Origin of the sequence: Micromonospora sp. NPDC005173, assembly GCF_040608515.1 — a bacterium.
Lineage (GTDB): Bacteria > Actinomycetota > Actinomycetes > Mycobacteriales > Micromonosporaceae > Micromonospora.
The window spans coordinates 286,443-306,174 of record NZ_JBEXIK010000004.1; the positions used below are offsets into that span (position 1 = coordinate 286,443).

Genomic DNA, 19,732 nt, shown 5'->3' on the forward strand with positions numbered 1-19,732 from the left:
ATGAGAAGACGTACCCTCCTGGCCACCGGCGTGGCTGGGCTGACCACCGTGGCCGTCGGCCGGCCCGCCTTCGCGGGGCCTGCCAAACGGCAGTTGACCGTGGCGCTGGTCCCGTTGGACGACCGGCCGGTCAACACCTACGCCCCGCAGATGACCGCGGCGAGTGCCGGCGCCGAGGTGCAGTTGCCGCCGCGGGAACTGCTGGGCCGCTTCTTCACCCCTGGCGACGGGGCCGCGATCGCCCGCTGGCTCGGCACCACCGACGGCGTCGACGGGTACGTGATCTCGGTCAGCATGCTCGCCTACGGCGGCCTGATCGCCTCACGCACCGCCGCCCCGACCCTGGCGGCCGCCCTGGAGAACCTGGCCGCGATCCGAGCCCTGCGCTCGACCCGGCCGGGGGCGGTGATCGAGGTGCACGACACCATCCAACGCCTCGCCATCACCAGCACGGGCACCGAGCTGGACAAGTACCGCGACCTGCTGGTCACCTGGGCGAAGCTCTACGACCAGGTGGTGAACCTCGGGCAGGAGGAGCTGCGGGCCCAGCTCGACTCCGTCCGGGCGCGGATCCCCGACCAGGTCGTTGAGGACTATCTCGCCGCGCGGGCCCGCAACCACCAGGTCAACCGGCTGATGGTCGAGTGGGTCGCCGACGGCACCATCAGCCACCTCGTGCTCTCCGAGGACGACACCGCGCCGGTCGGCCTGGCCCGAGCCGAGCGGGTGGAACTGGAGGCGCTTGTCGCTCAACTCGGCGTCAGCAGCCGGGTGGAAATCTTCCCCGGCGCCGACGAGGTCGACGCGTTGCTGGTCGCGCGGGTGATCGCGGCCGGCACGGCGCCCACCTATCGGGTGGAGTACGCCGGCGTCTCCGGCGAGGACTGGACCGCTCAACTGGAGGGCATCCCGTTCGCGGAGAACATCCGCCGGCACGTGGCCACCGTGGGGGGACGGGTCGTCAGCGGCGACGCGGACATCGTGCTCGCCGTGAACACCCCCTCATCGGCGCCCGGGCAGCGGGCCGCTGACCTGGACGCCTTCGTCGGGCGGATCGGCAAGCTGCTGGCCGCCGGCACCCCGGTCATCGTGGTGGACCCGCTCATCGTGAACAAGGCGGACCACGAACTGGTCGCGCGGATGGAGAGCGGCCTGGACCTCGCGGCAGTGCTGTCGTACTCGGGGTGGAACACCGGCGGCAACGCACTCGGCCTGGCGCTCGGCCACGGCACCGCCCGGTGGGCGTACCTCCGCTCGTCGGGCAGTGGGTTCGGCGTGCCCGCCCTGCGCGGGCCCGGCCAGGCGCACGCCGAGTACCTGCTCTACCGGTTCGTGAAGGACGACCCGTGGAAGAACATCGTGCAGGTCGAGGCGTACGCGCACGCACGGGCGCAGGGCTGGGACCCGCTCGCGCTCACCCCCGAGCAGAAGGTCTACTTCGACGGCTGGGTGAGTGAGCGGCTGGTGCCGTTGACCGAGCGGTACTTCGCCGACCACTTCGCCGGGCACCGCATCGTGCTGGGCCATCGAGGCGCGAAGACGTTCACGGCGACGCTGGCTCGCTTCGAGTCGGCGCGTGTCGAGCTGCCGTGGGACCGGCTCTTCGAGGTGATCCTCGAGCCTCGGCTGAAACTGTCCTGACAGGCGCCCGAGCACCGGGCGCTGCACATCGACGACGGCTTCGAGGAGCGCGGTCAACTGCCGCGCGGGCGGGATCCTTCTCCGCCGGCGGAACCGCGCCCTCGAGGTCGGCGATGAGCCGGGAGCATCAGATGGTCACCTCGCCGCGTACGAGTGCCTTCGCGACAACGGTCCGCAGGATGTCGTTCGTGCCCTCGCCGATGCTCATCAGGATCGAGTCCCGGTAGAGGCGCTCGACCTCGAACTCGGTGGAGTAGCCGTAGCCGCCGTGCACCTTCATCGCGTCGATCGCGGCTTCGAGGGCGACCTCCGAGCAGAACACCTTGGCCATCCCGGTCTGCGCGTCGGCGCGACCGCGTCGGACCGCGTCGGCCGCCCAGTACGCCATCAGGCGGGCGGCCTGCAGCTGGATCGCGATGGTGGCGAGCTTGAGCTGGATCGCCTGGAACTCGGCAATGTGTTTGCCGAACGCCTTGCGTTGCTGGGCGTAGGCCAGCGCCTCGTCGTGGGCGCGCTGCGCGATGCCGACTGACCGCGCGGCGATGTTGACCCGGCCCCACTCCAGGGCGGACAACGCCTGTTTGAGGCCGATGCCCTCGACGCCGCCGAGCAACCGGTCTTTTGGTACCCGCACGTTGTCGAGGAGGATCTCGCAGGACTCGGTGCCCTTGTAGCCGAGCTTCGGGATGTCCCGCAGGACCTGGAAGCCCTCCAGCGTCGCGTCGACGAGCAGCACGCTCATGCCGGTGTGCGCGGGCGTGGCGTGCGGGTCGGTCTTGACCAGCACCGGCAGCGGGTCGGCGTACCGCGCGTTGGTGATCCACATCTTGGTGCCGTTGACGACGTAGTGGTCGCCGTCGAGGCGGGCGGTGGTGCGGATGCCCTGCAGGTCGGTGCCGGCGTCCGGCTCGGTGAGGCCGATGCCGGTCCGCCGGGCGCCGGTGGCGAGGTCGGGCAGGTAGGCCCGCTTCTGCTCCTCGGTACCGTGCACGGCGATCATTCGGCAGGCCAGGGAGTGGCTGCCGAGGATGCCGGCGATGCCCATCCAGCCGCGGGAGAGCTCCTCGAACACCAGCGCGAACGAGACCGGGTCGAGGTCGAGGCCGCCGTATTCCTCCGGCACGGTGATGCCGAACAGCCCCATCTCGGCCATCCCCCGCACGATCTCCGTCGGGTACCGCCCGGCGTGCTCCCACTCCCGGGCGACCGGGATGATCTCGCGGTCGACGAACGTGCGGAGCAGGGCGCGGAAGTCCTGCTGTTCCTCGGTGAGCGTGAAGTCCATGGGTGCGCCTCCGTCAGCGGTGGAAGACCGGCAGTGCCCGGCCGTCGTCGAGATCGTGCCAGCCGACGCGGACCGGGTCCCCGATTCGCCAGCCATGACCATCCAGGGTGGACAGCACGATTGGTCCCTCGGCGAGCCGGATCCGGGCGATCGTGTAGGGCACGGCAACCCCCGGCACGGGTGCCCGGTGCACCACGGTGAACGTGTCCACGACGCCGTCGCCGGACGCCTCGACGAACCCAAGGTCCATCATGGACGGGCAGGCGGTACACAGCGCTCGGGGCGGGTGCTGGACGTGCCCGCATGACCCGCAGGTCTGCAGCGTGTAGCGGTGCTCCCGGGTGGCGTCCCACCAGCCGGCCGTCACGTCGTCGGGCGGCGGTACGTTCATCGCTGCACCCCCAGCACGACCGTGGCGTGCGTGGACAGGATCCCGCCGGTGCCGTGCGCCACGGCCACCCGGGCGTCGGGCACCTGCCGGGCACCCGCCTCGCCGCGCAGCTGGCGGACCGCCTCCACCAGCAGCAGCACACCGTACTGACCGGGATGGCAGTACGACAGGCCGCCGCCGGAGGTGTCCAGCGCCAGCTCACCGCCGGGACGGATCCGGCCGTCCTGGATGAAGTCGAGCACCTCGCCCGGTCCGCAGAAGCCCAGCGCTTCGATGCTGAGCGCGGCGGTGATGGTGAACGAGTCGTACACCTCCAAGACGTCCACCTCGGACGGTGTGATGCCGGCCCGGGCGAACGCCTCCCGGCCGGACTCGCGCGCACCGGTGACCGTCAGGTCCTCGACGGCGGTCATCGACGTGTTCGTCGACCGCTCGCCGTAGCCGAGGACCCGTACCGGCGGGTGCCGCAGGTCGCGGGCCCGGTCCAGCGCGGTGACCACGACCGCCCCGCCACCGTCGGTCACCAGGCAGCAGTCAGCGACGGTCAACGGGCTGGAGACCATCGGCGCGGCGAGCACGTCGTCGACGGTCAGCGGCCCGGCGCCGTAGCGGAACGCGGCCGGGTTGAGCAGCGCCCACTCCCGGGCGGCGATCGCGATCTCGGCCAGCTTCTCCCGCGTCCCGCCGTACCGGTGGAAGTACTGCTGCGCCGCCATCGCGTAGTACGACAGCGGATACAGCGGGCCGTACGGCGTCTCGAACTGGGCCTCCGGGGTGTGCGCTTCGACGACCCCGCCGAGGCTGCGCGAGCGCGCGGAGCGCTGGTTCGACGCGAAGCTGATGACCACGGTGGACGCCTGGCCGGCTTCGATCGCCTGCGTGGCGCGGGCGACCATCATCTCGGCGGCCGACCCGCCGACGAACGTCGAGTCGACCCAGCGGGGCCGCAGCCCGAGATACTCGGCGAGCTGTGTGGTGGAGAAGCGGGACACCCCGGTGGTGGCCAGTCCGTCGACGTCGGCGAGGGTCAGCCCGGCGTCGGCGAGCGCCCGGGTGACGGCCTGGGTCTGCAGCGTGAGCGTGGACTTCCCGGTGCTGCCGAGGTCGCACTCGGCCGCACCGACGATCGCGACGCCGGTCATCGCGCGCCCGGCCCGTCGGCCGTGCCCAGCAGGACCGTCGCGTGGGCGGGGCGGGCCGCGGGGCGCTGCGGGCCGTACTCGCTGGCCAGGATCGTGGCGGAGAGGTCGACCCGGACGCGGTCGGCACCGACCTCGACCACGGTGCCCTCGCACCGGACGGTTTCACCGGCGAACATCAGGTTGCGGAACGTGAACGACAGCTCGTGCACGAAGCAGCGCGGGCCGAGCGTGTCCTGCAGCAGCTCGACGAAGAGCGCCCCGAAGACCTGCCCGTCCACGACCGGGCCCGGGACCCGCGCGGCGGCCAGGAACTCGGGGTCGAAGTGCAGGCGGTACCAGTCCCAGGTGGCACCGGCGTAGGCGACCATGTCGGTGAGTGTGATGGTGCGCTCCAGCGCGGGCAGCGCATCCCCGACGTTCGGCGGCACCCGCGATGTCATGCGGCACCGTCCAGGCTGACCAGGATGATCGTCTCCTCGTTGACGGCGAGCAACTCGCCGTCCTGGTTGGTGTACGTCGCGCGCGAGGAGACCACGAGCATGTCCGCGCCGGTGCGGGTCTGCTTCTCGGTCAGGTCGTGGATCTCCCAGGTCGCGGTGATGACGTCATTGGGGCGTACCCGGCGGTGGAACGTGTAGCTGTTGCCGCCGCGGACCTGGCGGGTGCCGGGGACGTCGAGGTGCCATGAGTGCCCGGCGTAGCCGTCGCTGTCCATCGGGAGGTTCGCGTACTGGTTGGTCTCGCAGATGAGCGTCGGCGGGGCGGTCACGCCCGGCAGGCCCTGCGCGCGGGCGAACTCGGGGTCCGAATACAGCGGGTTGTCGTCGCCGACGGCCATGCCGAAGTACCGGCCGGCCGCGGCGCCGAGCGGTTCCGGCGCGGTGTACACCTTCCTCGTGCCCAGCAGTGCGCGCAGTTCGTCGGTCAGCAGGCCCACGCCGTCTCCTTCGCTCCGCTCCGGACCGCGCTCATGCCGCCTTTTCCGCTTCGCTCCGGACCGCTCGTGCCGGGTACACCGCCGTCGGGAACACCTCGAACAGGAACTCGGGGCGCAGCAGGGCCTTGCAGATCGCCCCGGTCGACGCCGGCCAGGGCGGGCTGAGCAGCCGTTCCCGCACGCCGGCCACGCCCCGGTACGCCGGCAGCGCGGACTCGACGCAGTACTCGGTCGTCTCCAGCAGGTGCTCCGGTCCGAGGCCGGCGTAGCGCAGCAGGTGCAGGATCGCACCATAGGTCGCCTCGGCCTGCGCCACGATGTCGTCGGGGTGCAGAGCCTGCTGCGTCTGCATGTCCAGCGCCGCAAAACCGGACATGTACAGCGTCCGGCCGGCCCTGACCCCGGGGGCGTAGGTGAGTGTGTCGTAGCGGGACCAGCCCGGGTTGACCAGTTCCAAAGGGTGCCGGGAGGCGGTGACGTCGATCGCGACGAGCGCGTCCGGGTGGTGCAGCCGGCTCATCAGGATACCGCCCGCGCCCGGGTACACGCCGGCGCCGCCGAGGCGTTCCTGCCGCACGCGGTGCGTCCGGCGGTACACGTCGCGGGTCTGTGGGGTCGAGTAGTCGTAGGTCGTGACGGCAGCGTCGAGGGACAGCCCGACCGCCTTGAGCAGCTCCCCCGCCCGGTCCAGGCAGTAGGCGTACTGCGCGGCGAAGTCGCCCGGGTGGACCACGGCGCCGGTGGCGTCGACCGGGAGCATCGTCGGCAGGTACACCGCGCCGTCGTGGCCGGTCCGCACGGTGGAGGTCCGCCAGGTGCCGGCCCGCCGGGGCTCGCTGGCGGCCAGCACCTCGCCGCCGCCGCGGACCGCATGCAGCTCGACCTCCAGCAGCGCGGTACGCCGCACGAGCCGCTCGACGACGACCGTCCGCAGCACGGGCTCGTGGTCGCCGAAGACCTCCCGCCGGACCGCCGCGGCCGCCTCGTACTCGGCGAGCCCGGCGACGGTCACGTTTTCGGTGACCCGGGTGACGTCCTGCGGCCCGAACCCGGCGGCCGCCAGGATCGTCAGCACCTTCTCGTACGCGATGCGCGCCTGCGCCGCCATGTCCCCGGTGACCGTCATCTTGCCGACGGCCTCGTCGAACGCGGCCGAGGTGTGGCCGGAGGTCCAGGCCGCGTCGCCCTCGGCGAGGCCGAGGCAGAACGTGAAGCCGTCGTACGGGAACCAGCGGAAGGACCGCGGTCTGATGGCGTGCAGTGTCACGGGCCGTCCTTGCCTGTACCGGCGGCGGCCAGCGCCGCCATGAGCGGTTCGATGGTGTCCAACTCTTCGAGGCGACGCAGCAGGTCGACGAGGTCAGTGGTGTCGCCACCGGCGCTGCCGCGGAACTTCGCGACGAGCTGCTCGTCGGTCAGCGGGTTGTCCGGGCCGCCCGCGCTGCGCAGCACGCTGCCGGTGACGGCCGAGCTGTCGACACGCGTGATGCGTGCGGCGCCGGGCGCGTCGGCCGCCGTCCCGCCGGTGGGGGTGACGTGCCAGCGCACCAGCCGGGCAACGCGTTCCACCTCGGGCCGGCCGAGCGAGTCCGGGTCGTACGTCGCGGTGGTCAGGTCACCGTCGACAACGGCGGCGGCGACGCTCCACGGTAGCGAGAACTTCGCCGCGTACGGCGACGCCGGTCGCGCCAGGTCCCGCCGGGTGTCGCAGACCGTGGGCACCGAGTCGGGGTGCACGTCGACGTCGATCGCGGCGACGTCGCCGGGACCGACCCCGCCGCGGCGCACCGCGTGCAGGACCGCGTCGATCGCGGCGTGCGAGAGCTGGCACGCCGGGTACGGCTTGACGCCGATCCGGGTGGTCTCCCAGCGCGTGCCGAGGTCGGCGGTGACGGACGTGAGGTCGACCGCGCCGGCGGCGAGCGCGTCGTACACACCGTGCGGGCCGTCGAAGACGTTCGTCGGGCCGCTGGCCCCGGCCGCGGCCAGCCGGGCGGCGAGGATGCCGGCGTGCGCGGCGAACCCCGGGTGCAACTGCTTCGTCGACGCTCCACCGTGGAGAAATGCGAGGAGCCCACCGGCCTGGCTGCCGGCAATGCCGAGCGCGTCGGCGGTCCGCGCGGCGCCGAGGCCGAGCAGCCGGGCCGCAACGATCGCCGAGGAGAACACGCCGGCCACCATCGTGGCGTGCAGCCCGCGGGCGTGGAAGCCGTGCGGTGCGGCGGCGGCTACCCGGCACACGGTCTCGTAGCCGACGACGGCGGCCTCGAGAACGGCCCGGCCGGCCGCGCCGACCTGCTCACCGACGGCGAACGCGGCCGGCAGCACCACGGCCGTCGCGTGGACGAGGCCGCCGGCGTGGGTGTCGTCGAAGTCCAGAGCGTGCACGAGCGTGCCGTTGGCGAGCGCGGCGGCCGGCGCCCCGACCCGGCCCCGCGACCCGATGATCGTCGCCTCCGGCGGCCCGCCGAGCGCCCGGGCGACGGCGACGGCCGGAATCGGCGCCGGCCCGCCAAACTCCCCCGCTACCGAGCCGGCGCGCAACCCACCCAGCGCCGTGCCGACCCCGTCGAGCAGGTGCCGCAGCGCCGCGGCCCGCACCGCGGCCGGCACCTCGATGTGGCCGGTGCCCCACTCGGCAAGCTCCTCGGCGATCATCGTGACGCGGCCGTGGTGTCGAGGCTGTCGGGGGTGTCGGGGGTGCCCGCGCCGGGTGCCGGCCCGGCGTCGCCGAACGCGCCGGCCGCCCGCAGCGCCGCCACCTGCTGCGCATCCAGGCCCAGAATCTCCTCGGTGACGAGCGCGACGTCCTCGTTGCGCTGCGGCGCCCGGCGGTAGGTGGGCGTCTCGTCGCCGACCCGCACCGGGGACGCGAGCTGCCGTACCTCGCCGTACCGGGGATGGTCGGTGGTGACCACGAGGTTTCGGGCGGCGGTGTGCTCGTCCACCAGGGCCGCGCCGACGTCGTTGATCGGGCCGCACGGGATCGACCCGGCATAGAACTGCGCGAGCCAGTCGTCGACGGTCTTCTGCCGGAAGATCGACTCCAACCGGGGCACCAGGTCGGCGCTGTGCTCCCGGCGGGTGGCGAACGTCGCGTACGGCGAGCCGGCCTCGGCCCACTCCGGGTGGCCGACGATCTGGCACAGCCGGGTCCAGAACTTCTCCTTCGCGCAGCCGACGACCATCCAGCCGTCCTTGGCCTCGAACGCCTGGAACGGCACGAGCGACGGGTGGGCCGAGTGGTGTGTGCGTACCGGCCGGAAGCCGGCGTTCAGGTGCCACGTCGCGGGGTAGGTCAGCATCGACACCGCGGTGTCGTACAGGCTGACGTCGCAGTCCATGCCGACGCCGTCGCGGCGGGCGGCGTGCACCCCGGCCAGGAGCGAGATCGCGGCCACGAAGCCGCCCGAGTAGTCCACAAGTGACAGCCCGGACTTGGTGGGCGGCCCGTCCGGCTCGCCGGTCAGCTCCATCCAGCCGGCGAGACCCTGCAACACGTAGTCGTAGCCGGGTTCCCGCTTGCGCGGCCCGGTCATCCCGAACCCGGTGAGCGCCACACACACGATGCGCGGGTTGAGGTGCTTGAGGTCGTCGTACCGGATGCGCATCTTCTCCGGCACGTCCCCGCGCAGGTTGGAGTAGACGACGTCGGAGACCGCGACGAGTTGCTCGAAGACGTCGCGCCCGGCGGCGGTACCCAGGTCGAGGGAGATGCTGCGCTTGTTGCGGTTGAACGTCTCGAAGAAGAGCGAGTCCTCGTCCTCGGCGTACGGCGGCACGTACCGGCCGACGTCGCCGCCGGCCCGCGGATCCTCGATCTTGATGACCTGGGCACCGAGGTCGGCCAGGTGCACGCTGCCGAACGGCCCGGCGCCGTACTGCTCGACCGCGATGATGCGCAGGTCCTCCAGCGGTCTCATGCGGACGCTCCCGTCAGCTCACCGATCAGCGCGATGATCTCGTCCTGGGCCGCGCGGATCTCGGCGGCCGGCAGCCCATGGGTCGGCGGGCTCAGCTTCACGGTGTCGGCGATGCCGTCGTAGGCCGCGATCCGGGCGGCGACGTCGTCGCGGGTGCCGGCCATGGTGAGCGCATCGACCATCCGGTCGCTGACCCTGCCCGCGAGATGGTCCGCGCCGGCACCGGCCCGGAACGCGTCGATGACAGCCTGCTGGTCCTCGGCGAGGCCGTGGAAGGCAAAGAAGTCGGCGTACGTGCGGACCGTGGCGTAGAAGCCGACCACACCGGCGGCGCGGCGCCGGGCGAGCGCCGGGTCGGCGGCGACCGAACAGCACGCGGAGACGACCACGTCGAGGTCGTGGCGCGCCTTGCCGTTCGCGCGGTCGATGCCGAGCGTGAGGTCGGGCAGGATCTGCTCCCGCAGGTACCCCGGTGAGCACAGCTCGTGGCTGATCCAGCCGTCGCCGATCTCGCCGACCAGCCGGGTCATCAGCGGGCCCATCGCTGCCAGATACACCGGGATCGGCCGCTGCGGCACGGCGAACGGCCGCTCGTAGCCGCGGATGCGCATCGGCTCGAACTCGCCGTCGGCACGGATCTCGGCACCGGTGGTGCAGTCGTCCCAGAACAGCCGGATGTTGCGGACCGTCTCGCGCAAGTGACCGACCGGCTTGCCGAACGGGACGTTGTGCCAGTCCTCGTTGAGCCGGCGCACCCCGGAGCCGAGGCCGAGCACGAACCGGCCGCCGGACAGCTCGTCCAGGTCGAGCGCCTCCAGCGCGGTGATCACCGGGCTGCGGGTGAACGCCAGGACGATCGAGGTGCCGATCCGTGCGGTTGACGTCGCCCCGGCCAGGGCTGCGGCGGTGCCGGTCGCGCTGCGGTGCAGCTCGGAGACCCACAGCACCTCGGCGCCCGCGCGTTCCGCCCGGCGCCCGGCGTCGGCCAGCTCCGCGAGCGTCGCACCCCACGGCTGGTACGTGAGCCTCATGCCGTTCCCTTGCTGTCGCGGTCGCGGTCGTTGTCGAGGGAGAGCGGGGACTTCCCGACGGGGAAGAGGTTCTCCAGCTGTTCGGCGCCCCGGCGGTACACATAGAACGTGCGCTTGAAGGAGCAGACCTCGTCGCCGTGCTGGTTCAGCGTGCGGGTGCGCACCGTGACGATGCCGGCATGTGGGCGGGACGCGGACTCGCGCTTCTCCAGCACGAGCGACTCGCTGTAGAGCGTGTCACCGGCGAACACCGGGTGGGTCATCCGGATCTCGTCCCAGCCCAGGTTCGCGAACGCGTTCTGGGTCAGGTCGGTGACGCTCTGCCCGACCGCGATGGCCACCGTGAGCGTCGACACCACGAGCGGCTTGCCGAACTCCGACCGCGCGGCGTACTCGGCGTTGAAGTGCATCTCGTTGGTGTTCATGGTCAGCAGCGTGAACCAGGTGTTGTCGGTCTCCGTGACGGTGCGCCCGAGGGGATGCTGGTAGATGTCTCCAATCTCGAAGTCCTCGAAGAACCGCCCGGTCCAGCCCTGCTTGAGCCCCATCAGTCGATCTCCTTTTGATACCGCGCGAAGTGGTTGTCACGGATCACCCGCTTGAGGATCTTGCCGCTCGAGTTGCGCGGCAACACGTCGACGACGTGCCACTCGCGGGGCACCTTGTAGCGCGCCACGTGCTGCCGGACGTGGCCCTCCAGGGCCTCGACGTCGATCCGGGTCCCCGGGCGGCCGACCACGAACGCGGCGATGCGCTCGCCGTACACCTCGTCGGGCACGCCGACCACGGCGACCTCGTCGACCGGCTCGTGGCGGGCGATGACCTCCTCGATCTCGCGCGGGAAGATGTTGACCCCACCCGCGATGATCATGTCTTTCTTCCGGTCGACGATGGTGATGAATCCCTGTTCATCACGCACGGCCACGTCCCCGACGGAGAAGAACCCGTCCGCGTCGTACCCGGCCCGGGTGGCCTCCTCGTCGTCGAGGTACCCGGCCAGCAGCAACGGCGAGCGGGCGAACAGCTCGCCGGGCTCACCCGGCCCGACCTCGTTGCCGTCGTCGTCGGTGAGCCGGACCTCGTTCCAGAACCAGGGATGCCCGACACTGCCGGCCCGTTCCAGGGCGAACTCCGGGCGCAGGTTGGTGACGATGGAGCATTCGGTCGAGCCGTACAGCTCGTGCACGTCGACGCCGGGGAAAGCGGCGATCACCCACTCCTTCAGCGCGACCGGCAACGCGGCGGCGTTGAAGTACAGCGTCCGCAGCGCCGACAGGTCGTACCGGGCGGCCGGCTCCTCGCAGAACCGGCGGAGGTGCTGGGCGTGCGTGGGCACCAGGAACACCGTGGAGGCGCGGCTGGCCACCATCAGGTCCAGCAGCCGCTCCGGATCCCAGGTGGGCAGCACGGTGCACGAGCCGCCGAGCATCGGGGCGGTGTAGGCGAACGCGAACCCCGCGCCGTGGTACATCGGCGCGACGGCGATCGTGCTGCGGTTGGGGCCGAGCCCGTAGTCCAGCCCGACCCCGAACGCGGTGAGGACCCGTCCCCGGTGGGTCAGCAGGACGCCCTTGGGCCGCCCGGTCGTGCCAGACGTGTACGTGACGCAGAACGGGTCGAGCTCGTCGACGGGCACCTGCGGATCGACCGCACGGCCCTGACCCAGGAACGTCTCGTACCGCTCGCCGACCTGGCCGGCGAAGCTGAGCACGAGCGGCAGGTCGTCGAGCAGCCCGTCGACGTTGCCGGCCAGCTCGTCGGCCAGGATGATCCCCTTCGCCCGCGAGTGGGCGAGGATGTAGGCGTTGTCCGAGCTGTTGTTCCTCGTGTTCAGCGGCACGGTCGGGATGCCGGCCTTGGCCATCGCCGCCGATATTTCGAAGTACTCGTAGCGGTTGTTGCTCAGCACCGCGATCCGCTCACCGGGGGCGATGCCGTGCGCGAGCGTCGCGGACGCGAGCCGGTTGGAGCGCTCGTCGAGCGCGCCGAACGTCACGGCGTGCTCGCCGTCGACGACCGCGACCCGGCCGGGCGTGGCCCGGCCGAACTCGCGGATCCCGGCGGCCATGTTGAGCTGCACACCCTTCACCCGGTGCCGTCCTTCCTGAGTCGAACCGGTCAGAGTCCGTAGCGGGCGAGCACGTCGCGCTTGCCGGGGGTGAGGGCCTTGCGGGTCATCCGGCCGGTGGTGAGCCACGCGATCGCGTCGCCGTTCCTGTTGCTCGCCAGCATCCGTTCGACCAGGTACGGCGCGACGTCGTCGACGTGGTCGCACAGGATGTTGAGCTGCCTGCGCTGCCGCGCCACCTGCTCCGGCGCGGCGGCGGCCTCGCGCAGCCACCCCTCGGTGATGAGGATGCCGGGGCGGATCTGGCCGACCCGCACGTCGGTACCGGTGACCTCCTTGACCAGCGCCCGGGTGAAGAGGTCCAGACCGCGCTTGGTGGCCGAGTAGACCCCCATGCCGGGGCGGATCCGGCCGTCGCTGCCGCCGCCGAGCACGTTGAAGACTTGGCCGCCGCCGGCGGCGAGCATGCCGCGGACGGCGACCTGGGACCCGTACACGGTGCCGAGCATGTTCGTGGTGACCATCGTCCGGACGTCCTCCGGCGCGGTCTCGGCGATCCGCCGGGTGGTGTTGGCGACACCGGCGTTGTTGATCCACAGGTCGACGCCGCCCAGCGCGTCGACCGCGGCGGTCCACAGCCGCTCGACCTGCGCGGCGTCGGTGACGTCCACGGCGAAGCCGTGCACGGCGGCCGCTGCGGCGGCCTGCGGGCGCAGCCGCGCGACGGCATCGTCCACGGCCGTTTGCGTGCGGCCCGAGACGACGACGGAGTGGCCTCGCGAGAGCAGTTCGCGGGCGAGCGCGAAGCCGATCCCCTTGGTGCTGCCGGTGATGACTGCCTTGTGCATGGCTGCTCCTGCCCACTCGAGTCGGGAGAACGGGTCCGGTCAGTCGCCGGCCAACCGGGCGACCGCGTCGGCCAGCGGCACCACGTCGGCATACTTGGCGTCGAGGTCGAAGAGGTTGGCCTCGTGCGGGCCGGGATCGCGGTCGGCGCACGCCTCGCGCACCACCATCGGGCGGAACCCGTGCTGCAGGGCGTCGACCGCCGACGCGCGGACGCAGCCGCTGGTGGAGAAGCCGCCAAGCACCACCGTGTCGACGCCGGCCGCGGTGAGCCAGGCGGCCAGCGCGGTGCCGGCGAAGGCGCTGGCGTAGTGCTTGTACACGATGTACTCGCCCCGGGCAGGTGTCACCTGGGCCGGGAAGTCGCCGAGCGGGTTGCCGGCGGCGAACGCGGTCAGCGCCGGCACCTTCGCGGCGAACAGGGGCGCCTCGGCGCAGGACTCGTCGGCGTACCGCACCGCGGTGAAGGCCACCGGAACCTGGACCGCGCGGGCCGCCGCCACCATCGCGGCCATGGCGGCCAGCGCGGCCTCCGCGGTGGCCAGAAACAGTGGCGACGAGGGTACGGCGTACGCGGCGACCGGGTCGACCAGCACGAGCGCGGGCCGGGTGCCCCAGCCGAGCCGGCGGGCGAACCCGGCGCCGGCGTAGTCGGCATCGAGCGTGCCGCCGCGCGCGGTACCGACGGACATCTCAGATCACCCCGTCCGCGCGCAGGGCCGCGCGCTGCTCGGCACGATTCATCGCCGCATCGTATGCGCTGGATACATCGTTTCGCTAGGGGGAACAATGCGGGCGACAGGCTTGCCGCGCTCGTGGAAACAGTGTTTCCATTGCAGCCATGCTGGTCCCGGACGGCACCGATCTCACCATCGCCGGACACCGGGCGCCCTGGCACCTCCGGGCAAGGGGCGCCGCCCGCAACGCCGCCGGGAAGACCCTGAAACGCGAACTGAGGAGCAGCGGTGCGAGCGCACGTCGAACTGATTCACGAGAATGACTACATCTGGCACGTCGGGGAGCTGCCGCACGGCGAGGGCGGGGTCCGCGAACGCCGGCTCTCGACCGACGAGGAGGACGGATCGTCCTCGCTGTCGCTGCGGTTCGACAGCGACTGGGGGCGCGGGCCGGGCGTTCCGCACGCCGACACCGAGTTCCTCGTCCGGTCCGGCTCGCTGACCTACGGCGGTCAGGAGATCGGCCCCGGCGGCTACCTGCAGGTGCCGCGGGGCGTGCCGATGGACTGGATCAAGATCCGCGAGGGCTCGTCGGTGCTGCACTGGCGCGAGTACGGCGACTGCGGTTTCGACGTTGAGAAGGCACAGTGGAGCCCGGCCTCAGCGCGGTGGGACACCGCCGTCGGCGAGGTGACGGTGGTGGACTCCAACGCCATGGAGTGGACCGCGGCCCCGACGGTCGGGCCGATCACCCCGCTCTACATCAAGCTGCTGCACCGCGACCCGGTGACCAACTTCTACACCCGGCTGATCCGGGCCAACAAGGGCTGGAGTGATCACCGGCTGGCCCACCACCCCTGCTACGAGGAGTTCTACACGCTCGGCGGGAAGATGGCGTACAACTTCGGCGACATCGACGAGGGCACCTACTGCTTCCGGCCGGCCGGGGTGAAGCACGGCCACTTCGTCGCCGAGACCGACATCGACTGGATCATCCGATCGGACGGCGAGCTGATCAACTGGTACACCACCGATGAGTGGATCAAGTGGGGCGGCACGGCGACCAACTACCACGAACACGATGAGACGCCGGTCATCTCGACCCTGCCGGTGCGGTCCCGTTCGCGCGGCCCGTGGTCCGGCGACGGGATGTGATGGCGACGGGATGTGACGCAGCCGGTCGCCGCGGCCACGTCACATCCCGGTCACACCTACCGGGCCACGTACTCCCCTCGCGGTGGGCCGGTAACCGCGCCGTCGCGAAACGCGACGTGCCCACAGACCACCGTCGCGACCGGCCAGCCGCGGACCTTGCGCCCCTCGAACGGACAGCCGGGGTGAGCGCGGCGGTGCTGGCGGCCGACGGGCTGACCGGGCCACCGACCGTGCTGGAGGGACGGTTCGGCTTCTTCACCGCGCACACCGGCGACTTCACCGCCGACGCGTTGCTGCGCGGGCTGGGCACCGACTGGGAGGTGCTGCGCACGGTCTACAAGCCGTACCCGTCGAACCACTTCACCCACCCCGGCGTCGACTGTGCACTGGCGCTGCGGGCCGGTGGGCTCGACCCGGCCGACGTCGCCGAGATCGAGCTGGGGGTGGCCGCCCCGGTCCTGCGTACCATCGCCGAACCCACCGCCGAGAAGATCCGCCCGCGCAGCGCGTACCACGCGAAGTTCTCCGGCCCGTACACGATCGCGGCGGCGCTGCTCGGCGGTGGCGGCCTGGGGCTGTCGCTCGACGACTTCGCCGGCGAGTTGCCGGCCGACCGGCTGGCGCTGGCGGCCCGGGTCCGGTGCGTGCCCGACCCCCGGGCGTCGGAACTGTTCCCGCGTGCGTTCGCGGCGGTGCTGCGGGTACGGACCCGCGGCGGCGCACTCCTGGAGCACCGGGTCGACTCGTCGCGCGGCGGGCCGCAGCATCCGTTGAGCGCGGCCGATCTGGCGACGAAGTTCCAGCTCAACGCCGAGCGGGCGGTTCCACCGGCGCGGATCGCCGCGCTGCGCGACGCCGTGCTCGGCGGCACCGGCGCCGGGGTGACGCCATCGGCGCTACTCGCGCTGACCGCCCCGGCTGCCTGAGGCCGGTCCCGGCCGCCATGCCCACCGCCGCACCCACGCCCGCCCGGGCCGCGAATGCCCGGGCCCTGCGCGGGCGCCTACTCCGCCAGGGCGAGCAGGCGCCGGGCGGAGCGGACCACCGCCTCGTCCACCAGCCGGCCCCGCGCGTCGAGGCAGACCCCGACGCCGTCGCGGACCGCCGCGTCGAAGCGGGCCACCAGGTCCGCCGCCGTCGCCACCTCGTCCGGTGCGGGGGTGAACGCCTCGTTCACCACCGCGACCTGCGCCGGGTGGATGCAGGCCCGGCCGACGAAGCCGAGCCGCCGCAGCGCCATCGTCGACGCGCGCAGCGCCACCAGGTCTCGGAAGTTGGTGCTGACCGGCGCCACCGGGGGTTCGATGCCGACCGCCGCGCTGGCCAGCACCACCTGCGAGCGGACGAAGAGCAGTTCCCGTTCGTCCGGCCCGAGTGTGACGCCGAGGTCGGCGCGCAGGTCCGCCTCGCCGAGCTGCAGCCGCCGTACCCGGGGTGCGCGGGCGATGTCGAGGGCCGCGACCACAGCCGCCGCCGACTCCAGCAGCGGCACCACGGCCGTCATGCCCGCCGGCAACCCGGCCGCCGACTCGGCCGCGCCGAGCACCTCGTCGAGGGCGGTCAGTTCGGCGGCGGACTCGGCCTTCGCCACGCAGAGCCCGGCGAGGCCCGGCCCCACGACGGCCGCCGCGTCGACGTGGCCCAACCGGCCCGGGTTGATCCGCACCCACCAGGCGACCCCGGGCGGCGCGGATCGCAGGAAGGCGGCGACCGCCGAGCGGGCGGCGTCCTTGCCGGCCGGCGGCACCGCGTCCTCCAGGTCGACGATCACTGCGTCCGCGCTGCGCCCCGCCGCCTTGGCCAGCTTGTCGGGCGCGTCCCCGGGCACGTACAGGTACGACCTCAACGGCTTCGGGCCCTTCCGCTCGACAGCGCCCCGGCGAGGCGCGGCCATTGTTTCGACTACGGATACAGTGTTTCCATTGGTGGTCGAGACGTCAAGGAGGCCTCATGGGACCGCACCCGCACGGCTGGTGGATTCTGCTGCACATCGTGCTCTTCGTCTTCTGGCTGGGCGGAGATCTCGGGGTCTTCTGGTCAAGCAGGTTCGTCCTCAAGCCCGATCTCACGCCGGCCGCCCGGGCCACCGCGCTGAAGATCATGAGCGGGCTCGACCTGGGGCCCAAGATCTGCCTGGTGCTCTTCCTGCCCAGCGGCGTCACGCTGATGGCGCTGGACCCGCACGGCGCGCGGGCCTTCGGGATCAACCCGTTCGGCTGGCCGATCGTCGCGCTGCTCTGGGTGTTCGCGGCGGCGTGGCTGGCCGCCACGATCTCCGACCACCACCGCCCGGGCCACCGCCGGTGGGTGCGCCGGGCGGACTGGACGGTCCGGATCGTGCTGATCGCCGGGCTGCCCGGGACCGCGCTCTACACGCTCTTCGCCGCCGCACCGTTCGGCGTGGACACCAACCCGAAGTGGCTGGGCGGCAAGATCCTGCTCTACAGCGTCGCGATCGCCTGCGGACTGGGCATCCGGCTCACCCTGCGCCCGTTCGGGCCGGCCTTCGGCACGCTGATGACGACGGGCTCCACACCGGAGGTGGAGGGCACGATGCGGCGGGCGATCGACGGCTGCCTACCCTACGTGTGGGGCATCTGGGGCAGCGTGCTGGCGGCCGCGGCGCTCGGCGTGCTGAAGCCGCTCGCGGCGCTGTGACCCGGGCAGGTCGGTCAGGCGCCGCTGTAGCCGAGCTGAGCGGAGATCCGGCTGGTCGCCTTCAGCAGCGACTTCGCCAGGTTGGGCGAGTCCGGCTTGAACCGCCCCACCGGCCCGGCCACGCTAACGACCGCCACCACGTGCCCGTCGTGGTCGTAGACCGGCGCCGCGATCGACGTCGCGCCGGGCTGGCGTTCACCGCGCGAGGTGGCATAGCCGCGCTTACGGATGGCGGCCAGCTCCTTGCGCAGCTTTGCCGGGTCGGTGATGGTCCGGTCGGTGAGCTCGTCGAGCCGGTGCCGCTCCAGGTAGGCGTCGAACTCGTCCTCGGTGACGAAGGCCAGGAACGCCTTGGACGAACTGCCGGCATGCAGCGGGTACGGGATGCCGATGTTGACGTCCAGCCGCAGCTCGTGCTCGGGCACCACCTGGTCGACGTACAGCCGGGTATCGCCCCGGCGCAGCGACAGCGTGGCGGTCTCGCCCGTCTCGGCCGCCAGCGCGCGCAGCTCCGGGCCGGCCATCGCGCGCAGGTCGGTGCGGGCCAGGTAGGCACGGCCGAGCGTGACGGCCGCGTGGCCCAGTGCGTAGCGACGGGTGCTCGGGTCGACAATGATCAGCTCCCGGCTGCGCAGCGCCGTGAGGATGCGGTGCACGGCGGCCTTGGTCAGGCCCAGCGCGGTCGCGATCTCGGTGACGCCCAGGTCCGGGCGCCCGCTGCGCCCGAAGTAGAGCAGCACGTCCATCGCCCGCTCGACCGCCGCGATCGAGCGGGACTGGCCGTCGCTGTCCTCCGCCACGGCCGGTGCCGTCGTCGCGGATGTCCGACTGGTCATGGGTGGGCCTCCACAGCGCTGTTCGTTCGTCCGTCTCCAGAGCAGTGTAGGTCGCTCGATTCGCTCGATTCCACCTAGCGAAACAGCGTGTCCTGGCCGCCGCCGAACGACGGTTGACACGGGACAACGCCCCTCGTTACGTTTGTGGTAACGACGTTTCCTAATGCGAAACGGAGAACCTGCCAGTGTCGGTTGACAGCATCACGTTCCGCTCGGCCCTCGCCCAGTGGCCCAGTGGCGTCGGTGTCGTGACCACGGTCATCGACGGCCGGCCGCACGGCATGACCGCGAGCTCGTTCTCCTCGGTCAGCCTCAACCCGCCGCTGGTCTCCGTCTGCGTGGGCGTCCACCTTCCCAGCCACGCCCTGGTGGAGCGGGCCGGCGTCTTCGCGATCAGCTTCCTCGGTAAGGGCCAGGCCGGCATCGGCCAGCGCTTCGCCGGCATGCACCCCGGGGTCACCGACCGCTTCGGCGGGCTGGACTGGGCGCACGCCGAAACCGGCTGCCCGGTCCTGGCCAACGCGACGGCCTGGCTGGACTGCCGGGTCGTGCACGCCTACCCCGGCGGCGACCACACGATCTTCGTCGGCGAGGTTCTCGCTGCCAGCACTCCCCGGGTCGGTGCCCCGCTGCTGTTCCACTCCAGCGCGTGGAGCCAGCTCGCCGACCCGCTGCCGGAGAGGATCGACATCGCGATCGGGGGCCGACTCTCCCGCCTACGCGCGAGCACCCTGGCAACGGCCGGCTTCACGGTGCGGGCAACCCCCGGCCCGTTCATCGCCGATGCCTTCCGGGCCGGCGGCGAGGAGGCCACCCTCGCCGAGCTGGACCACCTGCTGCGCGCCGGGCACACCGCCGTCACCCTGGTTGAGGAGGCCGACGCCAGCCCGGTGCAGGTGCGGGCCGTGCTCGCCGACGCCACCGTGCGCGCCCGCCGCGCCTCACTTCGGGTGCGGCTGCGTGCCCAGCGCGGGCTCGGCCTGGTCAACGCCATGGTCGCGATGAAGAGCGGGGTCACCGGCTTCGACACCACCCTCAGCGGTCGCACGGGCGCCCTGCGCACCCGCGACGTGGTCTTTCTCGCCCGGCAACTCGGGGTGTCCTGTCCCCGGCTCCCCGCCAACAAACCAGAGGAGTAACCC

The 19,732-nt window shown here is 72.1% G+C and carries 20 protein-coding genes; 5 read left to right on the forward strand and 15 right to left on the reverse strand.

Translation table 11 applies throughout. The features are described 5' to 3' along the window. On the forward strand, positions 1 to 1,641 hold the full coding sequence (locus tag ABZV00_RS08355) for a DUF4127 family protein (protein ID WP_355602999.1): 1,641 nt from the start codon (positions 1 to 3) through the stop codon (positions 1,639 to 1,641). Between the two features lie 127 nt (positions 1,642 to 1,768). Here ABZV00_RS08355 and ABZV00_RS08360 read toward each other — a convergent pair whose 3' ends face one another. From ABZV00_RS08360 to ABZV00_RS08420, 13 genes are read right to left on the reverse strand one after another with little or no spacing between them, the layout of a single operon-like run. Beyond that, positions 1,769 to 2,926: an acyl-CoA dehydrogenase family protein gene (locus ABZV00_RS08360; RefSeq protein WP_355603001.1), complete on the reverse strand. Its 1,158-nt coding sequence runs from the start codon at positions 2,924 to 2,926 to the stop codon at positions 1,769 to 1,771. Positions 2,927 to 2,939: 13 nt separating this feature from the next. Continuing rightward, positions 2,940 to 3,317: a Zn-ribbon domain-containing OB-fold protein gene (locus ABZV00_RS08365; protein WP_355603003.1), complete on the reverse strand. Its 378-nt coding sequence runs from the start codon at positions 3,315 to 3,317 to the stop codon at positions 2,940 to 2,942. After that, on the reverse strand, positions 3,314 to 4,459 hold the full coding sequence (locus ABZV00_RS08370; RefSeq protein WP_355603005.1) for an acetyl-CoA acetyltransferase: 1,146 nt from the start codon (positions 4,457 to 4,459) through the stop codon (positions 3,314 to 3,316). The genes ABZV00_RS08365 and ABZV00_RS08370 overlap by 4 nt, the downstream gene beginning before the upstream one ends. Further along, positions 4,456 to 4,899, reverse strand: a complete 444-nt coding sequence (locus ABZV00_RS08375; protein WP_355603007.1) for a MaoC/PaaZ C-terminal domain-containing protein — start codon at positions 4,897 to 4,899, stop codon at positions 4,456 to 4,458. The genes ABZV00_RS08370 and ABZV00_RS08375 overlap by 4 nt, the downstream gene beginning before the upstream one ends. Then, a complete protein-coding gene (locus tag ABZV00_RS08380; RefSeq protein WP_355603009.1) occupies positions 4,896 to 5,396 on the reverse strand; it encodes a MaoC family dehydratase N-terminal domain-containing protein in 501 nt (166 codons plus the stop codon). Before ABZV00_RS08380 ends, ABZV00_RS08375 begins: the two co-directional genes overlap by 4 nt. Positions 5,397 to 5,427: 31 nt before the next feature. After that, positions 5,428 to 6,663: a RidA family protein gene (locus tag ABZV00_RS08385; RefSeq protein ID WP_355603011.1), complete on the reverse strand. Its 1,236-nt coding sequence runs from the start codon at positions 6,661 to 6,663 to the stop codon at positions 5,428 to 5,430. Next, positions 6,660 to 8,054 carry an MmgE/PrpD family protein gene (locus ABZV00_RS08390; protein WP_355603013.1) on the reverse strand — a complete coding sequence of 465 codons (1,395 nt, stop codon included), beginning with the start codon at positions 8,052 to 8,054 and terminating at the stop codon, positions 6,660 to 6,662. The genes ABZV00_RS08385 and ABZV00_RS08390 overlap by 4 nt, the downstream gene beginning before the upstream one ends. Continuing rightward, positions 8,051 to 9,319, reverse strand: coding sequence for a CoA transferase (locus ABZV00_RS08395; protein ID WP_355603015.1), 1,269 nt, complete (start codon positions 9,317 to 9,319; stop codon positions 8,051 to 8,053). Before ABZV00_RS08395 ends, ABZV00_RS08390 begins: the two co-directional genes overlap by 4 nt. Next, a complete protein-coding gene (locus ABZV00_RS08400; RefSeq protein WP_355603017.1) occupies positions 9,316 to 10,350 on the reverse strand; it encodes an LLM class flavin-dependent oxidoreductase in 1,035 nt (344 codons plus the stop codon). The genes ABZV00_RS08395 and ABZV00_RS08400 overlap by 4 nt, the downstream gene beginning before the upstream one ends. Next, the gene (locus tag ABZV00_RS08405) at positions 10,347 to 10,898 is read right to left on the reverse strand and encodes a MaoC family dehydratase (protein ID WP_355603019.1); all 552 of its coding nucleotides are present in this window, start codon (positions 10,896 to 10,898) and stop codon (positions 10,347 to 10,349) included. Before ABZV00_RS08405 ends, ABZV00_RS08400 begins: the two co-directional genes overlap by 4 nt. Beyond that, positions 10,898 to 12,439 (reverse strand): class I adenylate-forming enzyme family protein, encoded by a 1,542-nt coding sequence (locus tag ABZV00_RS08410; protein ID WP_355603021.1) that lies wholly within the window; start codon positions 12,437 to 12,439, stop codon positions 10,898 to 10,900. Before ABZV00_RS08410 ends, ABZV00_RS08405 begins: the two co-directional genes overlap by 1 nt. 29 nt (positions 12,440 to 12,468) lie before the next feature. Next, a complete protein-coding gene (locus ABZV00_RS08415) occupies positions 12,469 to 13,266 on the reverse strand; it encodes an SDR family oxidoreductase (RefSeq protein WP_355603023.1) in 798 nt (265 codons plus the stop codon). Between the two features lie 39 nt (positions 13,267 to 13,305). Continuing rightward, positions 13,306 to 13,956: an isochorismatase family protein gene (locus tag ABZV00_RS08420; RefSeq protein WP_355603025.1), complete on the reverse strand. Its 651-nt coding sequence runs from the start codon at positions 13,954 to 13,956 to the stop codon at positions 13,306 to 13,308. A gap of 273 nt (positions 13,957 to 14,229) precedes the next feature. On the opposite strand from ABZV00_RS08420, the gene ABZV00_RS08425 reads away from it, so the two are divergent. Further along, the gene (locus ABZV00_RS08425; protein WP_355603027.1) at positions 14,230 to 15,096 is read left to right on the forward strand and encodes a DUF4437 domain-containing protein; all 867 of its coding nucleotides are present in this window, start codon (positions 14,230 to 14,232) and stop codon (positions 15,094 to 15,096) included. A 182-nt stretch (positions 15,097 to 15,278) separates the two neighbouring features. Further along, positions 15,279 to 16,022 (forward strand): hypothetical protein, encoded by a 744-nt coding sequence (locus ABZV00_RS08430; protein ID WP_355603029.1) that lies wholly within the window; start codon positions 15,279 to 15,281, stop codon positions 16,020 to 16,022. 77 nt (positions 16,023 to 16,099) lie between these two features. Here ABZV00_RS08430 and ABZV00_RS08435 read toward each other — a convergent pair whose 3' ends face one another. Further along, complete coding sequence (locus ABZV00_RS08435; RefSeq protein ID WP_355603031.1) at positions 16,100 to 16,990, reverse strand: CoA ester lyase; 891 nt, start codon at positions 16,988 to 16,990, stop codon at positions 16,100 to 16,102. Positions 16,991 to 17,046: 56 nt separating this feature from the next. On the opposite strand from ABZV00_RS08435, the gene ABZV00_RS08440 reads away from it, so the two are divergent. Then, a complete protein-coding gene (locus ABZV00_RS08440) occupies positions 17,047 to 17,754 on the forward strand; it encodes a hypothetical protein (RefSeq protein ID WP_355603033.1) in 708 nt (235 codons plus the stop codon). Between the two features lie 14 nt (positions 17,755 to 17,768). Here the strand turns inward: ABZV00_RS08440 and ABZV00_RS08445 are convergent, their stop codons facing one another. Next, entirely contained in the window at positions 17,769 to 18,590 is an 822-nt protein-coding gene (locus tag ABZV00_RS08445) for an IclR family transcriptional regulator (RefSeq protein WP_355603035.1), read from the reverse strand. Positions 18,591 to 18,775: 185 nt separating this feature from the next. On the opposite strand from ABZV00_RS08445, the gene ABZV00_RS08450 reads away from it, so the two are divergent. After that, a complete protein-coding gene (locus ABZV00_RS08450) occupies positions 18,776 to 19,729 on the forward strand; it encodes a flavin reductase (RefSeq protein WP_355603037.1) in 954 nt (317 codons plus the stop codon). Positions 19,730 to 19,732: the final 3 nt, after the last annotated feature.

Bases quoted from the DNA above. Each gene is read 5' to 3' on its own strand.
- ABZV00_RS08355 (WP_355602999.1), top strand. From the start codon at position 1: ATGAGAAGACGTACCCTCCTGGCCACCGGCGTGGCTGGGCTGACCACC.
- ABZV00_RS08360 (WP_355603001.1), bottom strand. From the start codon at position 2,926: ATGGACTTCACGCTCACCGAGGAACAGCAGGACTTCCGCGCCCTGCTC.
- ABZV00_RS08365 (WP_355603003.1), bottom strand. From the start codon at position 3,317: ATGAACGTACCGCCGCCCGACGACGTGACGGCCGGCTGGTGGGACGCC.
- ABZV00_RS08370 (WP_355603005.1), bottom strand. From the start codon at position 4,459: ATGACCGGCGTCGCGATCGTCGGTGCGGCCGAGTGCGACCTCGGCAGC.
- ABZV00_RS08375 (WP_355603007.1), bottom strand. From the start codon at position 4,899: ATGACATCGCGGGTGCCGCCGAACGTCGGGGATGCGCTGCCCGCGCTG.
- ABZV00_RS08390 (WP_355603013.1), bottom strand. From the start codon at position 8,054: ATGATCGCCGAGGAGCTTGCCGAGTGGGGCACCGGCCACATCGAGGTG.
- ABZV00_RS08395 (WP_355603015.1), bottom strand. From the start codon at position 9,319: ATGAGACCGCTGGAGGACCTGCGCATCATCGCGGTCGAGCAGTACGGC.
- ABZV00_RS08400 (WP_355603017.1), bottom strand. From the start codon at position 10,350: ATGAGGCTCACGTACCAGCCGTGGGGTGCGACGCTCGCGGAGCTGGCC.
- ABZV00_RS08405 (WP_355603019.1), bottom strand. From the start codon at position 10,898: ATGGGGCTCAAGCAGGGCTGGACCGGGCGGTTCTTCGAGGACTTCGAG.
- ABZV00_RS08415 (WP_355603023.1), bottom strand. From the start codon at position 13,266: ATGCACAAGGCAGTCATCACCGGCAGCACCAAGGGGATCGGCTTCGCG.
- ABZV00_RS08420 (WP_355603025.1), bottom strand. From the start codon at position 13,956: ATGTCCGTCGGTACCGCGCGCGGCGGCACGCTCGATGCCGACTACGCC.
- ABZV00_RS08435 (WP_355603031.1), bottom strand. From the start codon at position 16,990: ATGGCCGCGCCTCGCCGGGGCGCTGTCGAGCGGAAGGGCCCGAAGCCG.
- ABZV00_RS08440 (WP_355603033.1), top strand. From the start codon at position 17,047: ATGGGACCGCACCCGCACGGCTGGTGGATTCTGCTGCACATCGTGCTC.
- ABZV00_RS08445 (WP_355603035.1), bottom strand. From the start codon at position 18,590: ATGACCAGTCGGACATCCGCGACGACGGCACCGGCCGTGGCGGAGGAC.